The following is a 19,057-nucleotide window of genomic DNA, read 5'->3' as shown; positions in this document are numbered from 1 at the left end:
TCAAAATTTTTCACACTACATGACACCTACCAGAGCCATTCTTTGACTAATTGATATTTTAGGTTTAAATGTAGCTTTGATAATATTACAGATATACTCTGAAGAATTAATGGCTCTGGCTAGCGATTTAGCAATAGTTTCAGTACCAATTTTAATCAAAGACTTAGCTTTAAATCCATGCTTTTTAATTTTAATAGGTTTAATGCTTTCTAATATTTCACCTGTACGATAAGACCATATTAATGCAATGGATACAACAAACATAAGCCTTGAAAGTTTTTGCATATCAGTTAAGTGGGTATTCTCAAAATTAAAACCACGTTTTTTAATAGCTGAAAAAAATGACTCAATCTCCCATCTTATTTTATATTGATCGAGTGCATTTAGGTTAAACTCTCTAGTTACAACAATAACTAATTCACCTGTAGGCAGTCGCAGTCCTGAAACATATAAATCGCAGCCTACTATACACTTTGTATTATGAAGTGTTCTTGCTTGTGAAGCTTTAAGAGTTAGAAATAATTTTGAAATCTTTTTATTAGAAGCTAGATAATTACCTTTGGCTCGAATAACAAATTTAACTTGTTTGCTAGACAAATAAGCTATCCAATTTCCATCAATAAATTCACGATCACATAAAAGTGTTTTAATTCTAGTTGCAGGAATAAATTCAAGTAGTTGATCAAATAGTCTCTGCCTATCAATGGCTTTTGAGTTACCTCTCTTTCGCTGAGGAAGCAGTGACCAAATCACAGGAATTGCAACACCTTTATAAGCAATAGCAATCATTAGAAAATTAATATGTACCTTGCCAAACTTCCAGTTAGTTCTATCCATGCATAATATGACTTGATCAGATAAATTGAAAATGGTGTCGACTAGTTTCCAGAGGCTAAGAAAAGATATTTCAAACCTTGTGATAAAACGTTGAAGACGCCTATAACATGACGTAGTTGATGCTTTTGATGGAAAACATTTAGCAATTTGTGAAAGATTAACATCATTTATTATCTGTAGGGCAATAATAAAGTAAGTTAGGCATTCAGTATTCCAAAAAGATAAGTTAAAATAGTGCTTCAGTGACTGTTGTAATTCATTGATGTGTTTCATCATATCGCTCTTTTTTGTTTTTTGGCGATTATAAGAATGAACGATAACAATGAAAAATCAATGGGTTACACCGTTACTGTCGTGTAGTGTGAAAATTTTTATTAATTTCTAATTACTATTTTTTAATATTTTATTCTTAATGATATAATATGTGTAAGGATGGATTGAGGATGGACAAAATGTTTGAAGATATAATAATCATTTATGACAGTAAAGCTATAGTGGCAAAATTTCAACCTCTATTATTACCTTTCTAAGGTATTAGAAAATAACAATTATAAATTTCAATAATTTGAATTATTTCTTAAATATCTTATTCTTCATGATATAATATTTTTGAGGTTGAAATGGATGGATAATACAATACAATGTTTGAAGATATTATATACATTGTAGAATCTATGAATATTATTGCAATTGAATAAAGTTATAAATTCAATTTAAAAGCCCCAGAAAAAAATTTTGACCTCTGTGGTAAGGATACATTATACCCTTGTTGCTGAAATTTAAGTAATTGATTATTAAAATTGTGATCTAATTCAGTAATATTTTTTAATAATGTTACTTGATTTTGTTTACTAGCTGTACTGACTCTATCCGTTATAATTTTTAAATCTAAAGATTGCGATATTCGATAAAATAACGTGTGTTCTGAAAAATTTAATTTATCAATACTATCTTTATACACTTCAAATAAATTCTTAATCTTAATCGAGAATTCAGTTAAATTAATAATTTTATCTGGTTTATATGAAGCTGTATGGACAGGAATACTAAAATAATAACTACTATTTTTATCAAAGTTTGAGTAAATTATTGGTACCATCATGAATGGTGCACTATCCGCTTTATATATCTCATTAAAAATAAAATGTAAATCATCTAATGGTAACGACTCATTATCATTCGCTAATGTATATGATGGTTTATATTCACATGCCATCTTATAAATATCAACAATAATATTGTTAATATACGAACTATTCATCATGCTTGAATAAAATCGTTTAATATGAGATAAAATTAAATTATAATATTCACTATTTATTGAAAATGACTCCCTATCCAAAAAGTAGCTATATATGTAATTTAATATTTTAAATGAGGAATTATCAACTCTTTGATATATCTTTTGATGTAACTCAATAGGAAATGCTAAAAATTCAGCTTTCCATTTACTCTGATATCCCATGCAAATTTCCCGTAATAGGTGAAAATTATCTTCATTCGCAGCATACTTAACAACATTATGATTTAAGTAATTACTTACTTCATGATATTTTGCTGTATTACCAAAGTTACCAATCAGAATTGGTGTTCTTGTGCCAGCGCAAATAGAAATATTACTAAATGCGTTCGGGACATATTGTTTGCTTAAAAATGAAGTTATAAAAATTAAATCTCCAGGTGACAGGACACTCTTTGTCATAATAAAATTATCAATTTTCAAAAACATTTCAAAATTTTTACTTAAAAAAATACTAAATGGAATATTATCAGATGCTATTTTTCCATCAGGATTATAAAAATAATTTTCATCACTAATTATCTGCCCATAGGCATAACTATATTTTTCAAATGTGTAGGTTTCAATTCCAGGATATTCAGCTAAAAGCTGATAAAACGGTTCATTCACCGCTTCAATTAAGTGCTTGCACTCATCCCAACTTAGCTTCTCGATCCCCATGGAAAAAACCTTAAAAATTTATATCCTATCTATTCTAGTCAATGCAAAGATTAATTGAAATATCAAGGTATTAAGATTTTTTAAAAAAATATGGATAATTTTTATTGCCATACTTTTTTATGGTGTTACAATGAAAAACATCAACACAAGGAGTAGATGATAACTAAAGGAAAAAGAATACATTAGGCTGTTTGAATTGGATCATAATTAAGTAGTAAGTATTTAAATGAAATTGATAAGGCCATGGAAAAATAATTTAACGACTGCTTTGTCAATTATCATGTTAGCATTTATAAATTTCGCTGGCTGTACTTATATCATGACTGATCACAGCAATATACAAGAAACAGTTTCGGAAGCAAAAATCCACTAATATTAAACTGTCCATCCTCAAAGTTTAAGTGGTTTTTTACTTCCCTGTAGCCGCCCAAACGGTCAACCTTCTCTTCTATAAATTGACGGCTACAAAATTTCTAATCAAGCTTATGCTTGATTGAACTTAGGTTCCATCCCGTGGCATCGACTAACCTCTCTCTACCGTCGATGTCACACTTAAGGAATTAAAATTTTAGTGAAAATGAATAAATACAATGTCTATACATGATCTTGTAACTAAAGATATATTATCTAATAGAGAAATGGCCATTGCTTTTCTTAAAACCCATATGCCGAGTACTTTAACTAAGTTAGTAGACTGGCGCACTGTTAAGCTAGATTCCGCTAATGTTGAACACGTCAGGCAAGGTAATAAAGATAATGTAAAAACTAAAGAACAATCTGATTTAGCTTTCCTATTTAAATTTAAAAATGGTGAATTAGGCGCTGTTCTAGTCCATATAGAAGCACAAACCAGTGATGATGTCACTTTCATTATTAGAGTACGCCATTATCAAACAAGCTTTCTTTTAGATTTTATCAAAAAAAATAAAGGCACTAAAAAGTTACCACTAATCTTTAGTCTATTACTCTATGCCGATGAAAAACCATTTAAACAAAGCCTTAATATTTATGATTATTTTGAAAACCCTGAACTTGCAAAAAAATATGCATTCACCAATCAATTAATTGATCTTGGCGACTTAAGTGATGAAGAAATTGCTAAGCATGGTGATATTGCTGGCTTTGAACTTATCCTAAAACATATACAAAAAGGCGATATTGATGGCAATTTAGACATTGTCTCAAAGTACCTTGTCACGTATGATGAAATAGTAACAAAAACGCTTATACGCTATATGAGTAAATATTCGGCACTAGAATATAGCTTATTTTGTGATAAAATTATTAGTGTAGAACCTAATTTGGAAGATGCAATGAAAACGGTAGCACAGCAATTAAAACAACAAGGTCGCCAAGAAGGTGCTATCCAAAAAGCTCAAGAAACAGCTAGGAATATGTTGGCTAAAGGCTTAGATTCAAAACTGGTCGCTGATTGTACTGGCCTTGAAATAGATACTGTTGTTTCTTTAAGAAAAGTTATTGATAATCAAAAGAAACGTTAATTTTTTATTTTATTAATTCTGCTTAAAACATTCCGTAAAATAACCCGTTTACGGAATGTTTTGACTATTTTAAAATTATATCTAATTGATATTAATTCGTATTATTTTAGAAACAGAAACTAATCTCAACGTTCGTTTTACGGAAAGTTTAAACATATAGATACTACAAAGCTGTTAATTTTGAACTGACAAGTCGATTAAGACTAATCCCTTCTTCTGCAGCTTTAATGGCCAAACTTCTATGTGCCTCTGGTGGTATTCTTACCATAAAGTTACCACTATAATTTTTCTCAGATAATGGTGATGGAATTTTTTCACCTGATGTTTGCATATCTAACAAAACATCACGTACAACAGCACGTATCCCTTCTAATGCTTTCTCTGGAGATGTATCAAGCCAAGACAAAGAAGGAAATTCAGCACATAAGCCAATATACTCATTATCTTCTTTCGACCAAGTAACACGATATGTATAGTGATCAGTATTCATTTTTCAATACCCTCCAGTTTTTTAATAGCTAATAACACTTGCTTTACTTGGTATGCTTTAGCTTTCCCATTGGCGTTTTGAATATTAATTCTGGGATCGCCAACCCAAGGCGTTTTAAATATCATATGACTACTACCAGATTGCCTAGGTTCACCAAAATATTCTGCACACACTTTTACAAGATCATTAAAACGAACATTATTGGGGTTGTTCTTCATTTGTAGCAAAACTTTTTTAGTACCCATAATAATAATATCGCTCATTATAATAGTATCAATAATGATACTATATATCAAGCAGGCTAATATGTCAAAACTGCATACGTCAGTTTTATATTGTTATTGTACTGTTTTGATATGTTGAATAAAAAATAGCCTCAATGTCTGTTTTACGGAGAGTTTTAAACTATCACTAATCGTCACTTCTTTTCCTAAGTTCTAAACGTTCTTCTGCCTTCCCTTGTTCTTGTTTGATTTGCTGATCTAGTATATTTGTATACTTTTTAGCAAAGTTTTTTACTTTCAAGTTTGGATCTTCAAGCCAAGAAGAAAGTTCATTTTTTGTCTGATTCCATTTATTAGCTAAGCCAAAATCTCCTTCCACTATACCAGTGGAAAGAAAAATACTAAAAACCCGATCTAATAACTCACTATCTTCTGGCAAAGATGACACAAGATATTTACAGATATCGTTTATTTTAAGTGTACCTTTATAATTGTGTAAAATTGCCATTACTATATTATAATTATTTTCAATATTATTTGATATTAATATGCGTAATTTAAAGTCTAATAGAAATGTATATTGTGAAAAAATATTAGATACCAAGTTTGCACCATAAAAGCGAAATAACTCATAATTCTCATTATACCAATTGCTAACACTATCTAATATGATATCAACATGGTTAGAAAGTGATTTCCCTAACTGATGGAAATTAAATGGTATTGATTCATAATTATTTGTTGCATCATCTTGGTTCTTTTCTGTATCAATACGCTGTTTAAAAAATTCTATAACTTCCTTTGGAAAGTTATTGGCAATCGGAATAAGAATTGCTTCCGCTTTATAATCAATTCTTTCTAAACAAAGCAAATTTGATAATATTTTATGCCTCTCATCTGAATTTAGTTTTGCAAAAATACTATTAACTTGATCTTTCATAAACCAAGTTTCATAAACCCAGTCAGTAGCTTTTAAGCTTGTTAATTTTTCAAGAGCAGGTAAAAATAATAGCTTTATAATGTCTTGCCTAGTATCACTAAAGATAGTTATCGCAACAACAACTAATATTGTTAGCGTAGCTGTATCTTCACACGCATTTTTTAAAACCTTTAATAAGAGTGGTTTATCAAATTGTTCATTAGATTTAAAGCACGCTACACACTCAACTAAATATTTATTATTATCTACCCATGTATTCATTTGTTTTAAAAATATGTCACGCTGTTTACTTTTTAATAATCCACTAAAAATTGCATTAGAAAACGGTATAAATGCTTGTTCATTTTCTTTTAACAAATCAAGTGTATAAATTGGATGTTTGATTGCTAAATTATTTAAGAATTTACAAAACATTGGAAATGTTGCTGCATCATTTGACTCTATCTTTGTACATCGAGTGATAATAGTTTTCCAGTACTCTTCATTACCTTTTATGCTACTAAGATATTGTTCTGCTTGCTTGCTGCGATACTCATTTTTTTTTGTTGTAAAATTCCAATTATAATCTACCCAACTTTGAGGAAAAATACCTTCATATCCCACTAAAGTTTTATATATCAAATAGTTTTCATTACTATTTAATTTATCACGAAATTCAATGGCATTTTGTTCTATTAATTTGCTAATCTTTTTACAGTTTTCATCAAAATCTGTATTGCTATCTATTATATCTAGTGCTCTATGATAGAGGTGACATACATCAGCTTCAATTGATTCAAGAATTTCATATTGTTCATCAGTTAGTTCATTAGTATAAAATTCAATAATACTAAGGCAGTTATTCAAAATTATTCCAAGTAATTCATTAGAGTAGTTAGTTCTAGTTGGCATACTGGTTGCTTTGTTAAAGGTTGAAATAAATAAGCGCTTGATATCTTCAGCATCATTTATATCATATTGTTCAAACAAAAAATTTAACATCTCTTTACGAAGATTTGCAAATGGCTCACCTATTTCAATACTAGCGCTATTAAATGAAATTGACTCATAGTCACTTGAGTACCCCTTAGCAGTAGAAACTAAAAAATTGCCTCCAATAATTGCAATAAATTCTTTTATTGAAGATAAATAGTTAGAATCTAAAATTTTTAGAACATCAAGTATTTCATATTGAACTTGAAGGCCAACTTTTTCTAATACATCAATATTATAACCAGCTATCTTTTCAACAGACTCAATTACGTTTTTCTTAGCATCATCCTCATCTAATGTGATGTATAGTTTTACTAGCCAAGAAAAGATACTTTTTCGGTCAACATAACGTAATGCATTGATGATTAATAAACATATATCTAAAATGTCTTTCCATGTTTTTCCCTGAAATGAGCCTAATGGGGTATCAATTTCAATGGGTTTAATTTTGTTTGATTTTTCGATTGCTATAGTTAAAAACTCAAGTATTAAAGATAATTCATTATCTAAATAATCTGATGACAAATTTGGCAATACATAATTTTCATAACCCTCTAATATTTCATAGAGTTTGTTATTATCATTGCAGTCAATAATTTCAGCTTTAATATCACGATCAAATATTTTTTTACCATTTAGTAAATTGTTAGAATCAATTTGAATCTTTTGAAATTCATAGCCAGCTGGTTTTAAATAATCCTTCATAATTTTAACTAATCTAGTATCTATCTTATCTCTAATACGTTGCCCAAAATTTGAATCATCTATTTTTTTATAGGTAATATCATGAGCAGTTTCAGACCAAGCATGATTCAGAACTGTGTGTATTTGGATTTCACATTTAAGATTATTAAACTCAGCATATTCTGAAAGTTTTAACCTATCTTCACTTAGCTCTACTACAAAATGATTAGCTGTATAATAATCATTTGCGCTATCAGGAGATAAACCTTGGCCATGAATTTTAGATTTTTCCCTATCAACCTTAAAATTATTTTCTATTATTCTAGATTCAAGGAACCTATTAACATCACTGTTATAATAAAAAATTATTCTACAGCCAGCTAAATCATGTCTAAGTTCTTCAATTGAATCTGAATCTTGATTACTTTTTTCAGCTAGTCGTTTAGATAATGACTCGTAAGTTTTTGCTCTATTCTGAATTTGCTGTAGATGATACTTATCAGTATGAACTTCAGAACAAATAACTTTTTCTAATATATTTTTTACAACTACAGAAAATTTTTCGTAAAGAAACTGTTTATGCCTATATTCTTCAAGATTCATTTTAGTTTGCCCTAGTATTGTATTAATTAGATTATAGCTATCACCATACTAATTAACTTTGCAAATCACATCATGAGTAAAATCACAACTTCAAATACTGATATAAAGTTTCACGACTAATATTGAAATCCTTTGCTATATGACTTTTCTTATCACCATTTTCAACTCTATTTTTAATTTCTGCTAGTTTGTTCATCACTTAAAGTACGTTTCCTACCTTTATAAATACCTCTTTTTTTAGCTAAAGCTATGCCTTCCAATTGACGTTCTTTTATTAAAGCTCTTTCAAACTCGGCAAAGCACCTAATACAGATAATAATAAATTTGTAACCAATCAAATTTTATGCAAAAAAACCTCTAATGAAAATCTGTTAAGCAACATCCTTATATCCAATTAAACACAATTTCAAAATTTCATTCACAAAAACCTATACATATAAACCCCAAGCTTGTGTATGATAACGGGTACTTTCATATTAAATATAAGTAAAAACTTAAATGAGTCACTTAGCACAAATACAACAATTTCATCAAGAGCTCTGGGATAATCAAAATATTAACAGTATTGACCTACTTTTCGATGAGAATGTATTGATTCATAGCCCTTTAGAATCTGTCTGTGGTACTGAAAAAATGAAAAACATTATTCAACAATGGTATAGTGGCTTTCCATCACTTAAAGTCTACTGGGATGATTTTATTGAACAAGATGAAAAAATAGTCTGTCGTTGGCATGCCAAAGGAATACACGAAGGTCAGTTTTTAGAATTTAGCCCAACAGGTAAAAACATTCACTACTCTGGAATTACAATTTATCATTTTAATGAAGACAAAGTAGTCGACTACTGGGCTGTTGTTGATATGGAAAATATTAAAAATCAGCTGAAAAGTTAATTTTTCACTCATTCAAATCAAAAGTACCCTAAACAAAAACCTCTAATTCTTGAGAAAACTCTTTCAAATATAAACTTTGTGTAAGCTTAAAATTTTCAAGTAATTGCTTTTGATCAACTGTCTCAAGATCTGCTGGATGATGATGAATATAACGCCCTGCTAGTTGATAACAATCATTAATATAACGTTTAGTATGTAAGATATGATTATGCCAAAATTCATCAATCTCTTTTGTTGGTACTAATGAGTGATCTGGATAGAGAATTAATAACCATAAAAAACGCTTATATAATAACTGACAAGTCTTCGCATCTTCTAATTTCCACCTAGGTAGTGGATATGCTTTTGAGCACATTTGTAAGACGATATAAGATAAATCTAAGCGCTCTATAGCTTGAAAATCAATTTTTTTATTGATTTTATGTGTGCTTTCGATTAATTCTGGCACACTTAACCTCGACAAAATCCACTTTCACAGTTACCACTACAACCCGCTTGAGCTTCTTCAGTAGCAATACTGACAAACTTACCTTGTTTTTCTTCATTACTTGGTTTAACAAATAGTGCTTCAGTCAATTGAGATTCATCAAACATTTTATTTCCTTTTTACTTTTATTCTGTATACTAGCGCCATGTATTTTAACCAAAAAACACCGTTAGAATCAAATACAATGCATTTAAAATTAACTTTCTTTCGATATTTTACACTGCTTTTTATTATCATTAACTTTTCAAAAGCCTATTCAGATACATTAACCATTCCAGATATAAATGTGCAAAGTGATCAAGCCAACACAGATAGTTCAAATGCTAATGGTGCTGATGTAACATTTACTCAAGATGATATACAGCAACAAGGTGCAACAACAACCAGTGAATTTTTACAAAATCAAAGTATCATACAAGTCAATACCTCATCATCACAACAAGATCAAAGTGCAATCTCAATTCGTGGATTTGGCAATAATGCCAGTAGCAATAGCCTACTATTAATCGATGGTATTCCATTAACAAGCTTTACAACCATAGGACCGAATCTTAATAGCATCTTAGTTGATAATATTGATGATATTACAATCCTACCTGGTAGTTATGGCAGTTTATATGGTAATCAAGCCGTTGGTGGTGTGGTTGATATCACAACACACACACCACAAAAACGCATCATCACATCAGGTGTTGGCCTTGGTAATAATGGCCAAGCACAAGCCTATGGCTTTTATAGTGAGCGTTACCCATCGAATGTTGGTATAAATTTAGGTGCAATGACAAGCCATAGCGATGGCGATCAACCACATAATGATCAGACAAATTATAATCTTAATGCCAAGTTAGATTATTTAGGGACAAATAATACCACAAGCCTTAATCTTCTAGCCTTTCATAATGACCTTCAATTACCGCAAGCAAAAAACTATGATACCGATCAAAGCATCCCTTCTATGACGCAGTCATCTGAAATTACGAATGCGATTTTCTATTTAACTAATCTGTATCGATTCACCCCCAAATGGTCATTAAAAAGTGATGCGATGTTCGTTAATGCGAATACGACAGCACACTTAACAAATTTTGATAATACCATTGATCAAACAGGTGGCTTAATTGAAAATGAACTTCGTTATTCAGAGTATTTCACGACAGGCTTTAACCTACAAAAAAATCATTATCATAATTACAATACGGCTAAAGATAATACAGCAGATGAAGAAATTTACTCACTGTATAGTAATGTCAAATTGCCGATGCCCTATCTTGAAAAATTAAAGCTAATTTTAGGCAGTCGCTATGCTAAACAATATTTAGAAGCACAAGGTAATAATAACCCAACGAGTAATGATGATAATGATGCTTTTGTCTATAGCCTTGGCTTACTATACCAACAAACAGCGCACCTTGATTATTACCTAAGGCGTGATACTAATTTTCGCTTTGTCAAAGGCAATGAATTATTTATGACTTCAGATGGTTCAATTAATACTGACCTTAAAACACAAACTGGCGTCTCCTATGAAACAGGCATTAATTATCATAAAGGTGCAAACCAACTACAACTAAGCGCTTATATTCTTAATTTAGATAATGAATTAGCCTATGACCCAACAGTTGGCAGCTTTGGTCAGATGTCTAATTTAACACCAACACAACGCATTGGCAGTGATATAAATTTCTCCAGCTATTTTAATCCTTACATTGGTATTAATACGCAATTAAGTTATGTTAATGCAGAAATTTCATCAGGCAGCTTCCAAGGTAAGCAAATACCAGCTGTATCGCCTTTCAATGCTTTATTAGCTTTAATGCTAGATTATCACAGCTGGCACCTTTATCTTAGTGAGTCCTACCATAGCAGCTTTTATGCCTCCAATGATATTGAAAACCAAGGGCCAAAAATGCCAGGCTACTTTCTAACAAATTTTAATATTGAGAAATCATGGCAGTATTTTAGCCTTAATCTAAGGGTGTTAAATCTATTTAACCAATCCTATGTTCGCTATGCTGATTTTTATTCAGCTAATGATATTAACTATTACTCTGGTGATGGCATCAGTGTACTAGTAAGCTTAGTGTTTCATTTATCTTAAAAGAAAGAAAAGATAAGCTTATGAAAAAAGCCGTATTAATTAGCCTTATCATTCACCTAGTCTTAATTAGTTTTATAGTCATTGGCCATTACCTTACAAAAAAGACAAGCTATCAAATTGCTAAAAAAAATAATCAACTGATTATGGCAAGCTTAATCAAATCTGATAGCCATAAGCAAATAGAAAAAAAATCAACTCCTTCGACTAAACCAACTCATTTAGCCCAATTTAATATTAATCAACTCATGCCAATACCATCAACTATAAAGTTAAATCAACAAATTGCGCAAATGCATCAAAATCAACCAATAAATAAAAAAACTAAAAAGATAGAAGTTATAAAAAAACAATCAAAACAACCAAAACAACCCCAAAAACCAAAACCTAAAGCAAAGCTTGCAGATCAAATAAAGCATGCAAAAAGCACGCATAAACAACTAAAACAAGAGAAAATTTCAGGTGAAAAATATGATGCTTTTGTAAACTATCTATATCAACGTATTAATCAATATAAAAAATATCCCAGACCTGCCTATAAGATGGGTATTGAGGGTGATGTGGGCGTATTTTTTACTTTATTACCTAATGGTAAGATAGAACATTTAAAAATTATCCAACCCAGTGACTCTGAAGTGCTTAACCTCGCTGCAATTGATACCATTCATACAGCAGAACCATTTATCAAAGCAGACAATTACTTAAAAGTTGCACAAAACTTTCAATTAGTTATTCATTATCGCTTATAAAATTATTATACCCAATAATTTAGGTGCTAATTGTTAGTACTGTAATTGATCAAAATACTGCTTTAATCTTTGTAAAAATAGGTTCACTTTAGGTAGCATAAATTCCCGTTCAGGATAAATCGCATATAGATTATTGCTTGGAAATGTATAATCTTCTAGGCATTTTACAACAACTTGATCCTTTAGCTCATTTATAAGCATAAATTCTGGCAAAATACACATACAAGCATCCTCTAGCATAAACTTTTTTATTAAATCTAATTGATTAGAAATAAAATTACCTTTAACTATGACAGTCTCTTCAACTTGATGCTTTTTTTGCTTTTTTAAGGTAATACTCGTAGATAATTTAGCATCACCATAGATAGCAAAATTATGTTTAACTAAATCTTGAGGTGTTTTTGGTATGCCTTTATGGTTAAAATATTTCTCTGTTGCACAGATAACCTGCTTAAAACGATAGACTCTTTGCGCAATTAAGTTAGATGATTCTAATACAGCTGAACGTAATGCCAAATCATAACCATCTTTGATAAGATCAACAATTTGAGTCTCAAGTTGAATATCTAAGATAATATCTGGATAATCAGCTAAAAATTGAGCAAAAATATGATTCAGTGCATTAAATGCTAATGCAGGCGGTATGGAAACTTTTAATACGCCACTTGCTTTAGCATTTAATTCATTCATTAAGGCATAACCTTGTTCACCCGTTGAAACGACTTTAGCACAATATTGATAAAAGCTTTCACCTGCATCTGTTAATAATAGTTTACGTGTACTTCTTGAAATCAGTCGATTCTGTATATCTTCTTCAAGTTTAGTAATCATTTTACTAACATGTGATTTAGAAACCCCTAAGCGTTTTGCAGCCTTTGAAAAACTCTGTTGTTGTACAACGTAATAAAAAATTCTCATTTCATCTAATAGCATGACCTTTGCCTTATTATGTTTCTATATGGAAACAATGATTTTCAGTATAGCGTATTCTCGGTATAGATTCAAAGTGATATAGTCTATGCCTAAATAATAAATACAAACAATCAATCTAATTGATAGCCTAATACTATTTAGCCACTTAACTAAAAATAAGCATAAAACAATAACAAATATAAGGAAAGCACCATGAATATAACAAAAGAAAAACCTTCAAAATCAGCATGGTTTTCATTACTTGGCATTAGTTTAATCAGTTTCTTAGGCTGTATTGATTTTACCATTGTTGATACAGCTTTACCGAGCATACAAGAGAACCTTAATGTCACAGTCACCCAATTACAATGGGTGGTGAATATCTTTTTATTAGCCTTAACCGCTTTTATGGTGGTGATGGGTAAACTGGGTGATCATCATGGTCATCGTAGAATCTTATATATTGGCATGGGATTATTTGCTTTATCCTCGATTGGCGCAGGCCTATCACCGAGTATTAACTGGTTATTATTTTCTCGTCTTATACAAGGGATTAGTATTGCCATTACTTATACAATACCTGTTGCAATCATTCCATCGTTATTCCCTGATAATTACCGTGGCAAAGCCACTGGCATTCTTTTCGGTGCTAATGGTTTTGGTCTTGCTTTGGGTCCAGTTGTTGGCGGTATCATCTTAAGCGTACTATCCTGGAGATGGATATTTTTAGTTAATCCAATCATTATTATCATTGGCTTTATGTTTTGCTATTTCCATTTACCTAAGGATCAAATTAATCAAGATCAAAAATCAATTGACTGGTGGGGCTTACTACTTTTAATGATTATTTCACCGTGTATTGTCTTTGCGACCGTACAGGGCAGTCACTGGGGTTGGACATCGGTGCCTGTATTATCTCTCTATGCCTTATCCATCATCCTATTGATTGCCTTTTATCAAATTGAATCTAAAATAAAAGATCCAATTATTAACTTTAAGCTTTTTAATAATGCATTATTTCGTATTGGGCTTTCAGCTAACTTTTTATTAGCTTTCTTTTATACGCTGGCATTTTTTTTAATGCCACTTTATTTACATAACATCCATCATTTAAGTGGTTATAAAATCGGTTTAGCATTATTACCTGCATCGTTAATGGTTGCTATTTTATCCCCTGTTGTTGGATCTTGGTTACATCATAGCGGGCCAAAAGTTGTTTTAGCCTGTGGATTTTTCTTATTTGCATGCTCTGCTTTCATGCAGATCTTTTTTTCATCACAAACACAACTTTGGTTTATTGAACTATCATTTTTATTATTTGGTATCGGCTGGGCATTGATTGTCAGTCCTTCTTTTGTCGTTGCTTTAAGTACGCTGCCAAAAGAAATTGGTGGTGTTGCGATGGGAACACTTGGCACATTACATAATTTTGGCGGTGCTTTAGGATTAGCCTTAGGCACAGTTATTTATAGCCACTTTAGTTTTAATCAATTAATCAGTGGCTTAAAAACATTACATATTCAAACAGGATCCTGGGTAACAGAAGCCATTGCTGATCCAAATAATGCAACTAGCTTAATCTCTAGCCATATAAAATTTGGTTATCAACACGCACAACAGCTATTTGAAGATGCTTTTATTAAAGGTTATAGCAGTAGTATGTGGTTGTTATTAATCGTAGCATTACTTGGACTTGCCATTATTGTGATTTTTGAAAAAAGTAAGCAACATTAAAAATTAACACTTACGATGAATGTTTAAGCACTGATTGAGGTAGATCAAAACGACCAAGATTCATCACTTTCACCCAAGCTCTAACAAAATCTTTAATAAATTTCTTATTGGCATCTTTTGAACCATAAACTTCAGCAACGGCTCTTAATTCAGAATTAGAACCAAAAATTAAATCAACAGAAGTTGCGCTCCACTTAAGTTTTGCTGTTTTTCTATCATAGCCATCATACTGACCTTTCACTGTCTTTGATGGTTTCCAAACCGTTGACATATCCAATAGGTTAACAAAATAATCATTCGTTAAACTGCCAACTTTATCAGTGAAAACACCATCTTTAGAGCCATCATAATTAGTATTTAGCACACGCATACCACCAATTAGCACCGTCATCTGTGGAATTGTTAAATTAAGCATACTGGCTTTTTCAACCAAGGCTTGTGGTGGTGAAAGTTTGGTTTTATCAGAATCAAAATAATTGATAAACCCATCCGCTGTAGGCTCAAGATAAGAGAAAGACTGAATATCCGTCTCCTCTTGTGTAGCATCCGTACGCCCTGGAATAAATTGTACAATAATGTCATAACCTGCCTTTTTAGCACTAGCTTCAATTGCTGTATCGCCGGCTAAAACAATCAAATCAGCTAGTGAAATTTTTGTACCATCTGTTTTACTTTGATTAAACTTCATTTGAATGGCTTTTAATTGCGCTAAAACCTTTGCTAGTTCTTTTGGCTCATTTGCAGGCCAATTCTTTTGTGGTAAAAGGGCAACTCTTGCACCATTAGCCCCGCCACGCATATCTGTTTTACGATAAGATGAAGCCGAAGCCCAGGCAGTTTTAATTAAATCTGGCATGGTTACGTTAGTATTTAATATCATAACTTTTAAGGCAGCAATATCTTTAGGGCTAACTAGTTTATAATTCGCCACAGGTACGGGATCTTGCCAAAGCATAACCTCTTTAGGCACCCATGGACCTAAATATCTTGAACGAGGCCCCATATCACGATGCGTTAACTTAAACCAAGCCTTTGCAAATGCCTCTTCAAATGCTTTAGGGTGAGATTTAAAATATTCAGAGATTTTATTATATTGTGGATCCATCTTCATCGATAAATCTGTCGTAAACATCATTGGTGCATGTCGCTTACTTGGATTAAAGGCATCTGGAACTAGATTATCTGCTGACTTACTTTTTGGTCGCCATTGCGTAGCTCCGGCTGGACTTTTAGTTTTAACCCACTCAAATGTATAAAGATTTTCAAAATAGTTTGTCTCATTCCATTTAGCTGGTGTTACAGTCCAAGAACCTTCAAGACCACTGGTAATGGTATCATCTGCATTACCTGTACCAAAACTATTCTTCCAACCCAGTGCCTGTTCTTGAATGGGCGCAGCCTCCGGTGCAGCTCCAAGGTATTTAGCACTTGCAGCGCCATGTGCTTTCCCAAATGAATGACCACCTGCAATTAAGGCAACTGTTTCTTCATCATTCATCCCCATTCGTTTAAATGTCTGGCGAATTTGCTTTGCTGCTAATAGAGGGTCAGGATTACCGCCTGGTCCCTCAGGATTAACATAGATTAAGCCCATTTGTGTGGCAGCATATGGTTTTTTAAGATCTGACTTTTTATTAAGATTGCTTGTAAGCCACTGATCACCTGTACCCCAATTAACTTGATCACTCTGCCAATCATCTTCACGACCAAAGGCAAAACCTATGGTTTTAACACCCATCGACTCCATTGCAACGGTACCTGCATAAACAATTAAATCTGACCATGAAACTTCATCACCATATTTTTGTTTAATTGGCCATAATAGACGTCTTGCTTTATCCAAGTTAACGTTATCAGGCCAGCTATTTAAAGGCGCAAAGCGAATCTGTCCACCATCAGCACCACCTCGACCATCAAATACACGATAAGTACCCGCACTATGCCATGACAGTCGGATAAAAAATGGTCCATAATTACCAAAATCAGCCGGCCACCAGTCTTGAGATGTGGTGAGTAATTTAATCATATCTGCTTTTAAGGCATTAACATCTAACTTTTTAAATGCTTTTTGATAACGGTAATGTTTACTCATCGGGCTATCAATTGGATTAAGATTACGTAATGGGTCTAAATTTAGCTTTTTAGGCCACCAATATTCATTAGTTTTTGGCTGAGTTTCTGCAAAAGATGCACTTGATGTAACCCCTAAAGCCAATGCCAACAAAGATGCTATAATTTGTTTAAGCATATGATCTAACCTCCTTATCTCTAACTTAAGGATTTATTTTAGAATGTTTTTATACAATTTATTAGTTGAACACACATTTTTGATCAATTTTACTAAAAATGCTTAAAATTACTTTGACATTACAGTGAAAAATATTAATAATGTTTAATAATTATTTTCCAATTACTGCTAAGGTTGAGTTAAGACCATGAACACGATCGCTTAAATCTGCCCATATAAACGGGCAATGCTAGTTGAATATATTTTTTAACCTATTCACATAATTTGTAACGCCCAAAGATTTAAGAGAGATCCTACATGCATCAACCAATATTCCTGAATCAAATTAGTCTATCATTCGCTGATCACTGCTGCTTTGAAGATTTTACAAATCATATACACCCTTTTAGTCGCATTGCTATTATTGGTAATAATGGTAGTGGTAAATCAAGCTTATTAAATATTTTAGCTGGTAAACTAGCCCCAACAAGTGGTCAGATAATAAGACCTGCCGATTTAACAGTGGGCTATGTTGAACAAACAATCAGTCAATATCACAACTTAAGTGGTGGTCAACGATTAAATAAAAAGCTCTCACAAGCATTAGCTTTATCGCCTGATATATTATTATTAGATGAGCCAACCAATCATTTAGATTATGCCAATCGTAAAAGTTTAATGCGCATGCTAGCGCATTATCACGGCACGCTGATTATCGTTACTCATGATATCGCGCTATTAAATAGTTGTATCGATACCTTTTGGCATATTAATCATCAAACAATTACACCATTTTCTGGTAATTATGCTGATTACATCCGAGAAATTGAGCAAAAACATATTGCTATTGAAAAAGAACTATTACTTTTAAAAAAACAAAAAAAGCAACTACATACTGACTTAATGAAAGAACAACAGCGTGCAGCAAAAAGTAAACAAAAGGGTAAAAAAAGCATTCATCAGAAAAAATGGCCAACCGTTGTAAGTCATACAAAAGCTTCAAGATCTCAACAAACATCGAATAAAAAAAGAGCGCTTATCAACCAAAAACGAGATAATTTAATTAATCAACAGACGTCACTTCATGTGCCTAAAGTCATCAAAGCTAAATTTTCACTTACCTCAAATAAAATGACTCAAGGTAATATACTTTCTATCTATAATGCTGAAATTGGTTATAGCCAAACAGATAAAATACTTAAAAATATCAATCTCACGCTTGGCGCAGATGAACGTATTGCAATTTTCGGTGATAATGCTTCTGGAAAATCGACCTTGTTAAAGGCAATTTTAAATGATGATGCGATTGTTAGACAAGGCCAGTGGCAGACACCTAACAATCAAAATATTGGTTATTTGGACCAACACTATGATCATCTAGTAGCTAATCTTTCAGTCATTGATCATCTTAGAGAAATACAACCACAGTGGGATGAAAAACAGTTAAGATGCCATTTAAATGATTTTTTATTTTCAAATAATACTGACATTGCTAAATCTACTAAGGTGCTTTCAGGCGGTGAAAAAGTTAGACTGTCACTGTCTCTTATTGCAGCTAGAACACCCAGCCTACTTATATTAGATGAGATTACCAATAATCTCGATATCGAAACGAAAAACCATGTCATTGAGGTACTAAAAGCTTATCCAACTGCAATGATTATTATCTCTCATGAAGATGCTTTTCTACAAGCTATTGGCATTGGTCATCGTTATCATCTAAAAGATGGACTATTGATAAACTAAG

The 19,057-nt window shown here is 31.8% G+C and carries 15 protein-coding genes and 1 pseudogene; 6 read left to right on the top strand and 10 right to left on the bottom strand.

The features are described from left to right. Window positions 1–15 precede the first annotated feature (15 nt). On the bottom strand, window positions 16–1,113 hold the full coding sequence (locus KFE69_00215; GenBank protein ID UTW42608.1) for an IS4 family transposase: 1,098 nt from the start codon (window positions 1,111–1,113) through the stop codon (window positions 16–18). 424 nt (window positions 1,114–1,537) lie between these two features. Beyond that, window positions 1,538–2,797, bottom strand: coding sequence for a hypothetical protein (locus tag KFE69_00210; protein UTW42607.1), 1,260 nt, complete (start codon window positions 2,795–2,797; stop codon window positions 1,538–1,540). 590 nt (window positions 2,798–3,387) lie between these two features. Between KFE69_00210 and KFE69_00205 the strand changes: the two genes are divergently transcribed. After that, window positions 3,388–4,299 (top strand): Rpn family recombination-promoting nuclease/putative transposase, encoded by a 912-nt coding sequence (locus KFE69_00205; protein UTW42606.1) that lies wholly within the window; start codon window positions 3,388–3,390, stop codon window positions 4,297–4,299. Between the two features lie 163 nt (window positions 4,300–4,462). Here the strand turns inward: KFE69_00205 and KFE69_00200 are convergent, their stop codons facing one another. From KFE69_00200 to KFE69_00185, 4 genes and pseudogenes are all read right to left on the bottom strand, one after another. Next, window positions 4,463–4,789, bottom strand: coding sequence for a type II toxin-antitoxin system HicB family antitoxin (locus KFE69_00200; GenBank protein ID UTW42605.1), 327 nt, complete (start codon window positions 4,787–4,789; stop codon window positions 4,463–4,465). Then, on the bottom strand, window positions 4,786–5,052 hold the full coding sequence (locus tag KFE69_00195) for a toxin HicA (GenBank protein UTW42604.1): 267 nt from the start codon (window positions 5,050–5,052) through the stop codon (window positions 4,786–4,788). Before KFE69_00195 ends, KFE69_00200 begins: the two co-directional genes overlap by 4 nt. A gap of 148 nt (window positions 5,053–5,200) precedes the next feature. Beyond that, on the bottom strand, window positions 5,201–8,212 hold the full coding sequence (locus tag KFE69_00190) for a RelA/SpoT domain-containing protein (GenBank protein UTW42603.1): 3,012 nt from the start codon (window positions 8,210–8,212) through the stop codon (window positions 5,201–5,203). A gap of 82 nt (window positions 8,213–8,294) precedes the next feature. Continuing rightward, window positions 8,295–8,546, bottom strand: a pseudogene (locus KFE69_00185) (helix-turn-helix domain-containing protein). 164 nt (window positions 8,547–8,710) lie between these two features. On the opposite strand from KFE69_00185, the gene KFE69_00180 reads away from it, so the two are divergent. Then, window positions 8,711–9,106, top strand: coding sequence for an ester cyclase (locus KFE69_00180; GenBank protein ID UTW42602.1), 396 nt, complete (start codon window positions 8,711–8,713; stop codon window positions 9,104–9,106). Between the two features lie 28 nt (window positions 9,107–9,134). On the opposite strand, the gene KFE69_00175 is transcribed toward KFE69_00180, so the two are convergent. Together KFE69_00175 and KFE69_00170 are read right to left on the bottom strand one after the other, a co-directional pair. Further along, on the bottom strand, window positions 9,135–9,461 hold the full coding sequence (locus KFE69_00175) for a hypothetical protein (protein ID UTW43932.1): 327 nt from the start codon (window positions 9,459–9,461) through the stop codon (window positions 9,135–9,137). A gap of 95 nt (window positions 9,462–9,556) precedes the next feature. Then, the gene (locus KFE69_00170) at window positions 9,557–9,700 is read right to left on the bottom strand and encodes a hypothetical protein (GenBank protein ID UTW42601.1); all 144 of its coding nucleotides are present in this window, start codon (window positions 9,698–9,700) and stop codon (window positions 9,557–9,559) included. Between the two features lie 77 nt (window positions 9,701–9,777). Between KFE69_00170 and KFE69_00165 the strand changes: the two genes are divergently transcribed. Together KFE69_00165 and KFE69_00160 are read left to right on the top strand one after the other, a co-directional pair. After that, window positions 9,778–11,691, top strand: a complete 1,914-nt coding sequence (locus KFE69_00165; GenBank protein ID UTW42600.1) for a TonB-dependent receptor — start codon at window positions 9,778–9,780, stop codon at window positions 11,689–11,691. A gap of 20 nt (window positions 11,692–11,711) precedes the next feature. After that, entirely contained in the window at window positions 11,712–12,437 is a 726-nt protein-coding gene (locus KFE69_00160) for a TonB family protein (GenBank protein UTW42599.1), read from the top strand. 33 nt (window positions 12,438–12,470) lie between these two features. Here the strand turns inward: KFE69_00160 and KFE69_00155 are convergent, their stop codons facing one another. Then, window positions 12,471–13,370: a LysR family transcriptional regulator gene (locus KFE69_00155; GenBank protein ID UTW42598.1), complete on the bottom strand. Its 900-nt coding sequence runs from the start codon at window positions 13,368–13,370 to the stop codon at window positions 12,471–12,473. Between the two features lie 192 nt (window positions 13,371–13,562). On the opposite strand from KFE69_00155, the gene KFE69_00150 reads away from it, so the two are divergent. After that, window positions 13,563–15,083 (top strand): MFS transporter, encoded by a 1,521-nt coding sequence (locus KFE69_00150; GenBank protein UTW42597.1) that lies wholly within the window; start codon window positions 13,563–13,565, stop codon window positions 15,081–15,083. Between the two features lie 10 nt (window positions 15,084–15,093). Here the strand turns inward: KFE69_00150 and katG are convergent, their stop codons facing one another. Next, the gene (gene katG, locus KFE69_00145) at window positions 15,094–17,331 is read right to left on the bottom strand and encodes a catalase/peroxidase HPI (GenBank protein ID UTW42596.1); all 2,238 of its coding nucleotides are present in this window, start codon (window positions 17,329–17,331) and stop codon (window positions 15,094–15,096) included. 297 nt (window positions 17,332–17,628) lie between these two features. On the opposite strand from katG, the gene KFE69_00140 reads away from it, so the two are divergent. Further along, window positions 17,629–19,056 (top strand): ABC-F family ATP-binding cassette domain-containing protein, encoded by a 1,428-nt coding sequence (locus tag KFE69_00140; GenBank protein ID UTW42595.1) that lies wholly within the window; start codon window positions 17,629–17,631, stop codon window positions 19,054–19,056. The last annotated feature ends 1 nt before the right edge of the window (window position 19,057 follow it).

Source organism: bacterium SCSIO 12844 (genome assembly GCA_024397935.1).
GTDB lineage: Bacteria > Pseudomonadota > Gammaproteobacteria > Francisellales > Francisellaceae > M0027.
This window is presented reverse-complemented; position numbering and strand designations above follow the sequence as displayed.

What these genes read in the sequence shown, in the direction of transcription:
- KFE69_00215 (UTW42608.1), bottom strand. Translation starts at nt 1,113, where the DNA reads ATGATGAAACACATCAATGAATTACAACAGTCACTGAAGCACTATTTT.
- KFE69_00210 (UTW42607.1), bottom strand. Translation starts at nt 2,797, where the DNA reads ATGGGGATCGAGAAGCTAAGTTGGGATGAGTGCAAGCACTTAATTGAA.
- KFE69_00205 (UTW42606.1), top strand. Translation starts at nt 3,388, where the DNA reads ATGTCTATACATGATCTTGTAACTAAAGATATATTATCTAATAGAGAA.
- KFE69_00200 (UTW42605.1), bottom strand. Translation starts at nt 4,789, where the DNA reads ATGAATACTGATCACTATACATATCGTGTTACTTGGTCGAAAGAAGAT.
- KFE69_00195 (UTW42604.1), bottom strand. Translation starts at nt 5,052, where the DNA reads ATGAGCGATATTATTATTATGGGTACTAAAAAAGTTTTGCTACAAATG.
- KFE69_00190 (UTW42603.1), bottom strand. Translation starts at nt 8,212, where the DNA reads ATGAATCTTGAAGAATATAGGCATAAACAGTTTCTTTACGAAAAATTT.
- KFE69_00180 (UTW42602.1), top strand. Translation starts at nt 8,711, where the DNA reads ATGAGTCACTTAGCACAAATACAACAATTTCATCAAGAGCTCTGGGAT.
- KFE69_00175 (UTW43932.1), bottom strand. Translation starts at nt 9,461, where the DNA reads ATGTGCTCAAAAGCATATCCACTACCTAGGTGGAAATTAGAAGATGCG.
- KFE69_00170 (UTW42601.1), bottom strand. Translation starts at nt 9,700, where the DNA reads ATGTTTGATGAATCTCAATTGACTGAAGCACTATTTGTTAAACCAAGT.
- KFE69_00165 (UTW42600.1), top strand. Translation starts at nt 9,778, where the DNA reads ATGCATTTAAAATTAACTTTCTTTCGATATTTTACACTGCTTTTTATT.
- KFE69_00160 (UTW42599.1), top strand. Translation starts at nt 11,712, where the DNA reads ATGAAAAAAGCCGTATTAATTAGCCTTATCATTCACCTAGTCTTAATT.
- KFE69_00155 (UTW42598.1), bottom strand. Translation starts at nt 13,370, where the DNA reads ATGCTATTAGATGAAATGAGAATTTTTTATTACGTTGTACAACAACAG.
- KFE69_00150 (UTW42597.1), top strand. Translation starts at nt 13,563, where the DNA reads ATGAATATAACAAAAGAAAAACCTTCAAAATCAGCATGGTTTTCATTA.
- katG (UTW42596.1), bottom strand. Translation starts at nt 17,331, where the DNA reads ATGCTTAAACAAATTATAGCATCTTTGTTGGCATTGGCTTTAGGGGTT.
- KFE69_00140 (UTW42595.1), top strand. Translation starts at nt 17,629, where the DNA reads ATGCATCAACCAATATTCCTGAATCAAATTAGTCTATCATTCGCTGAT.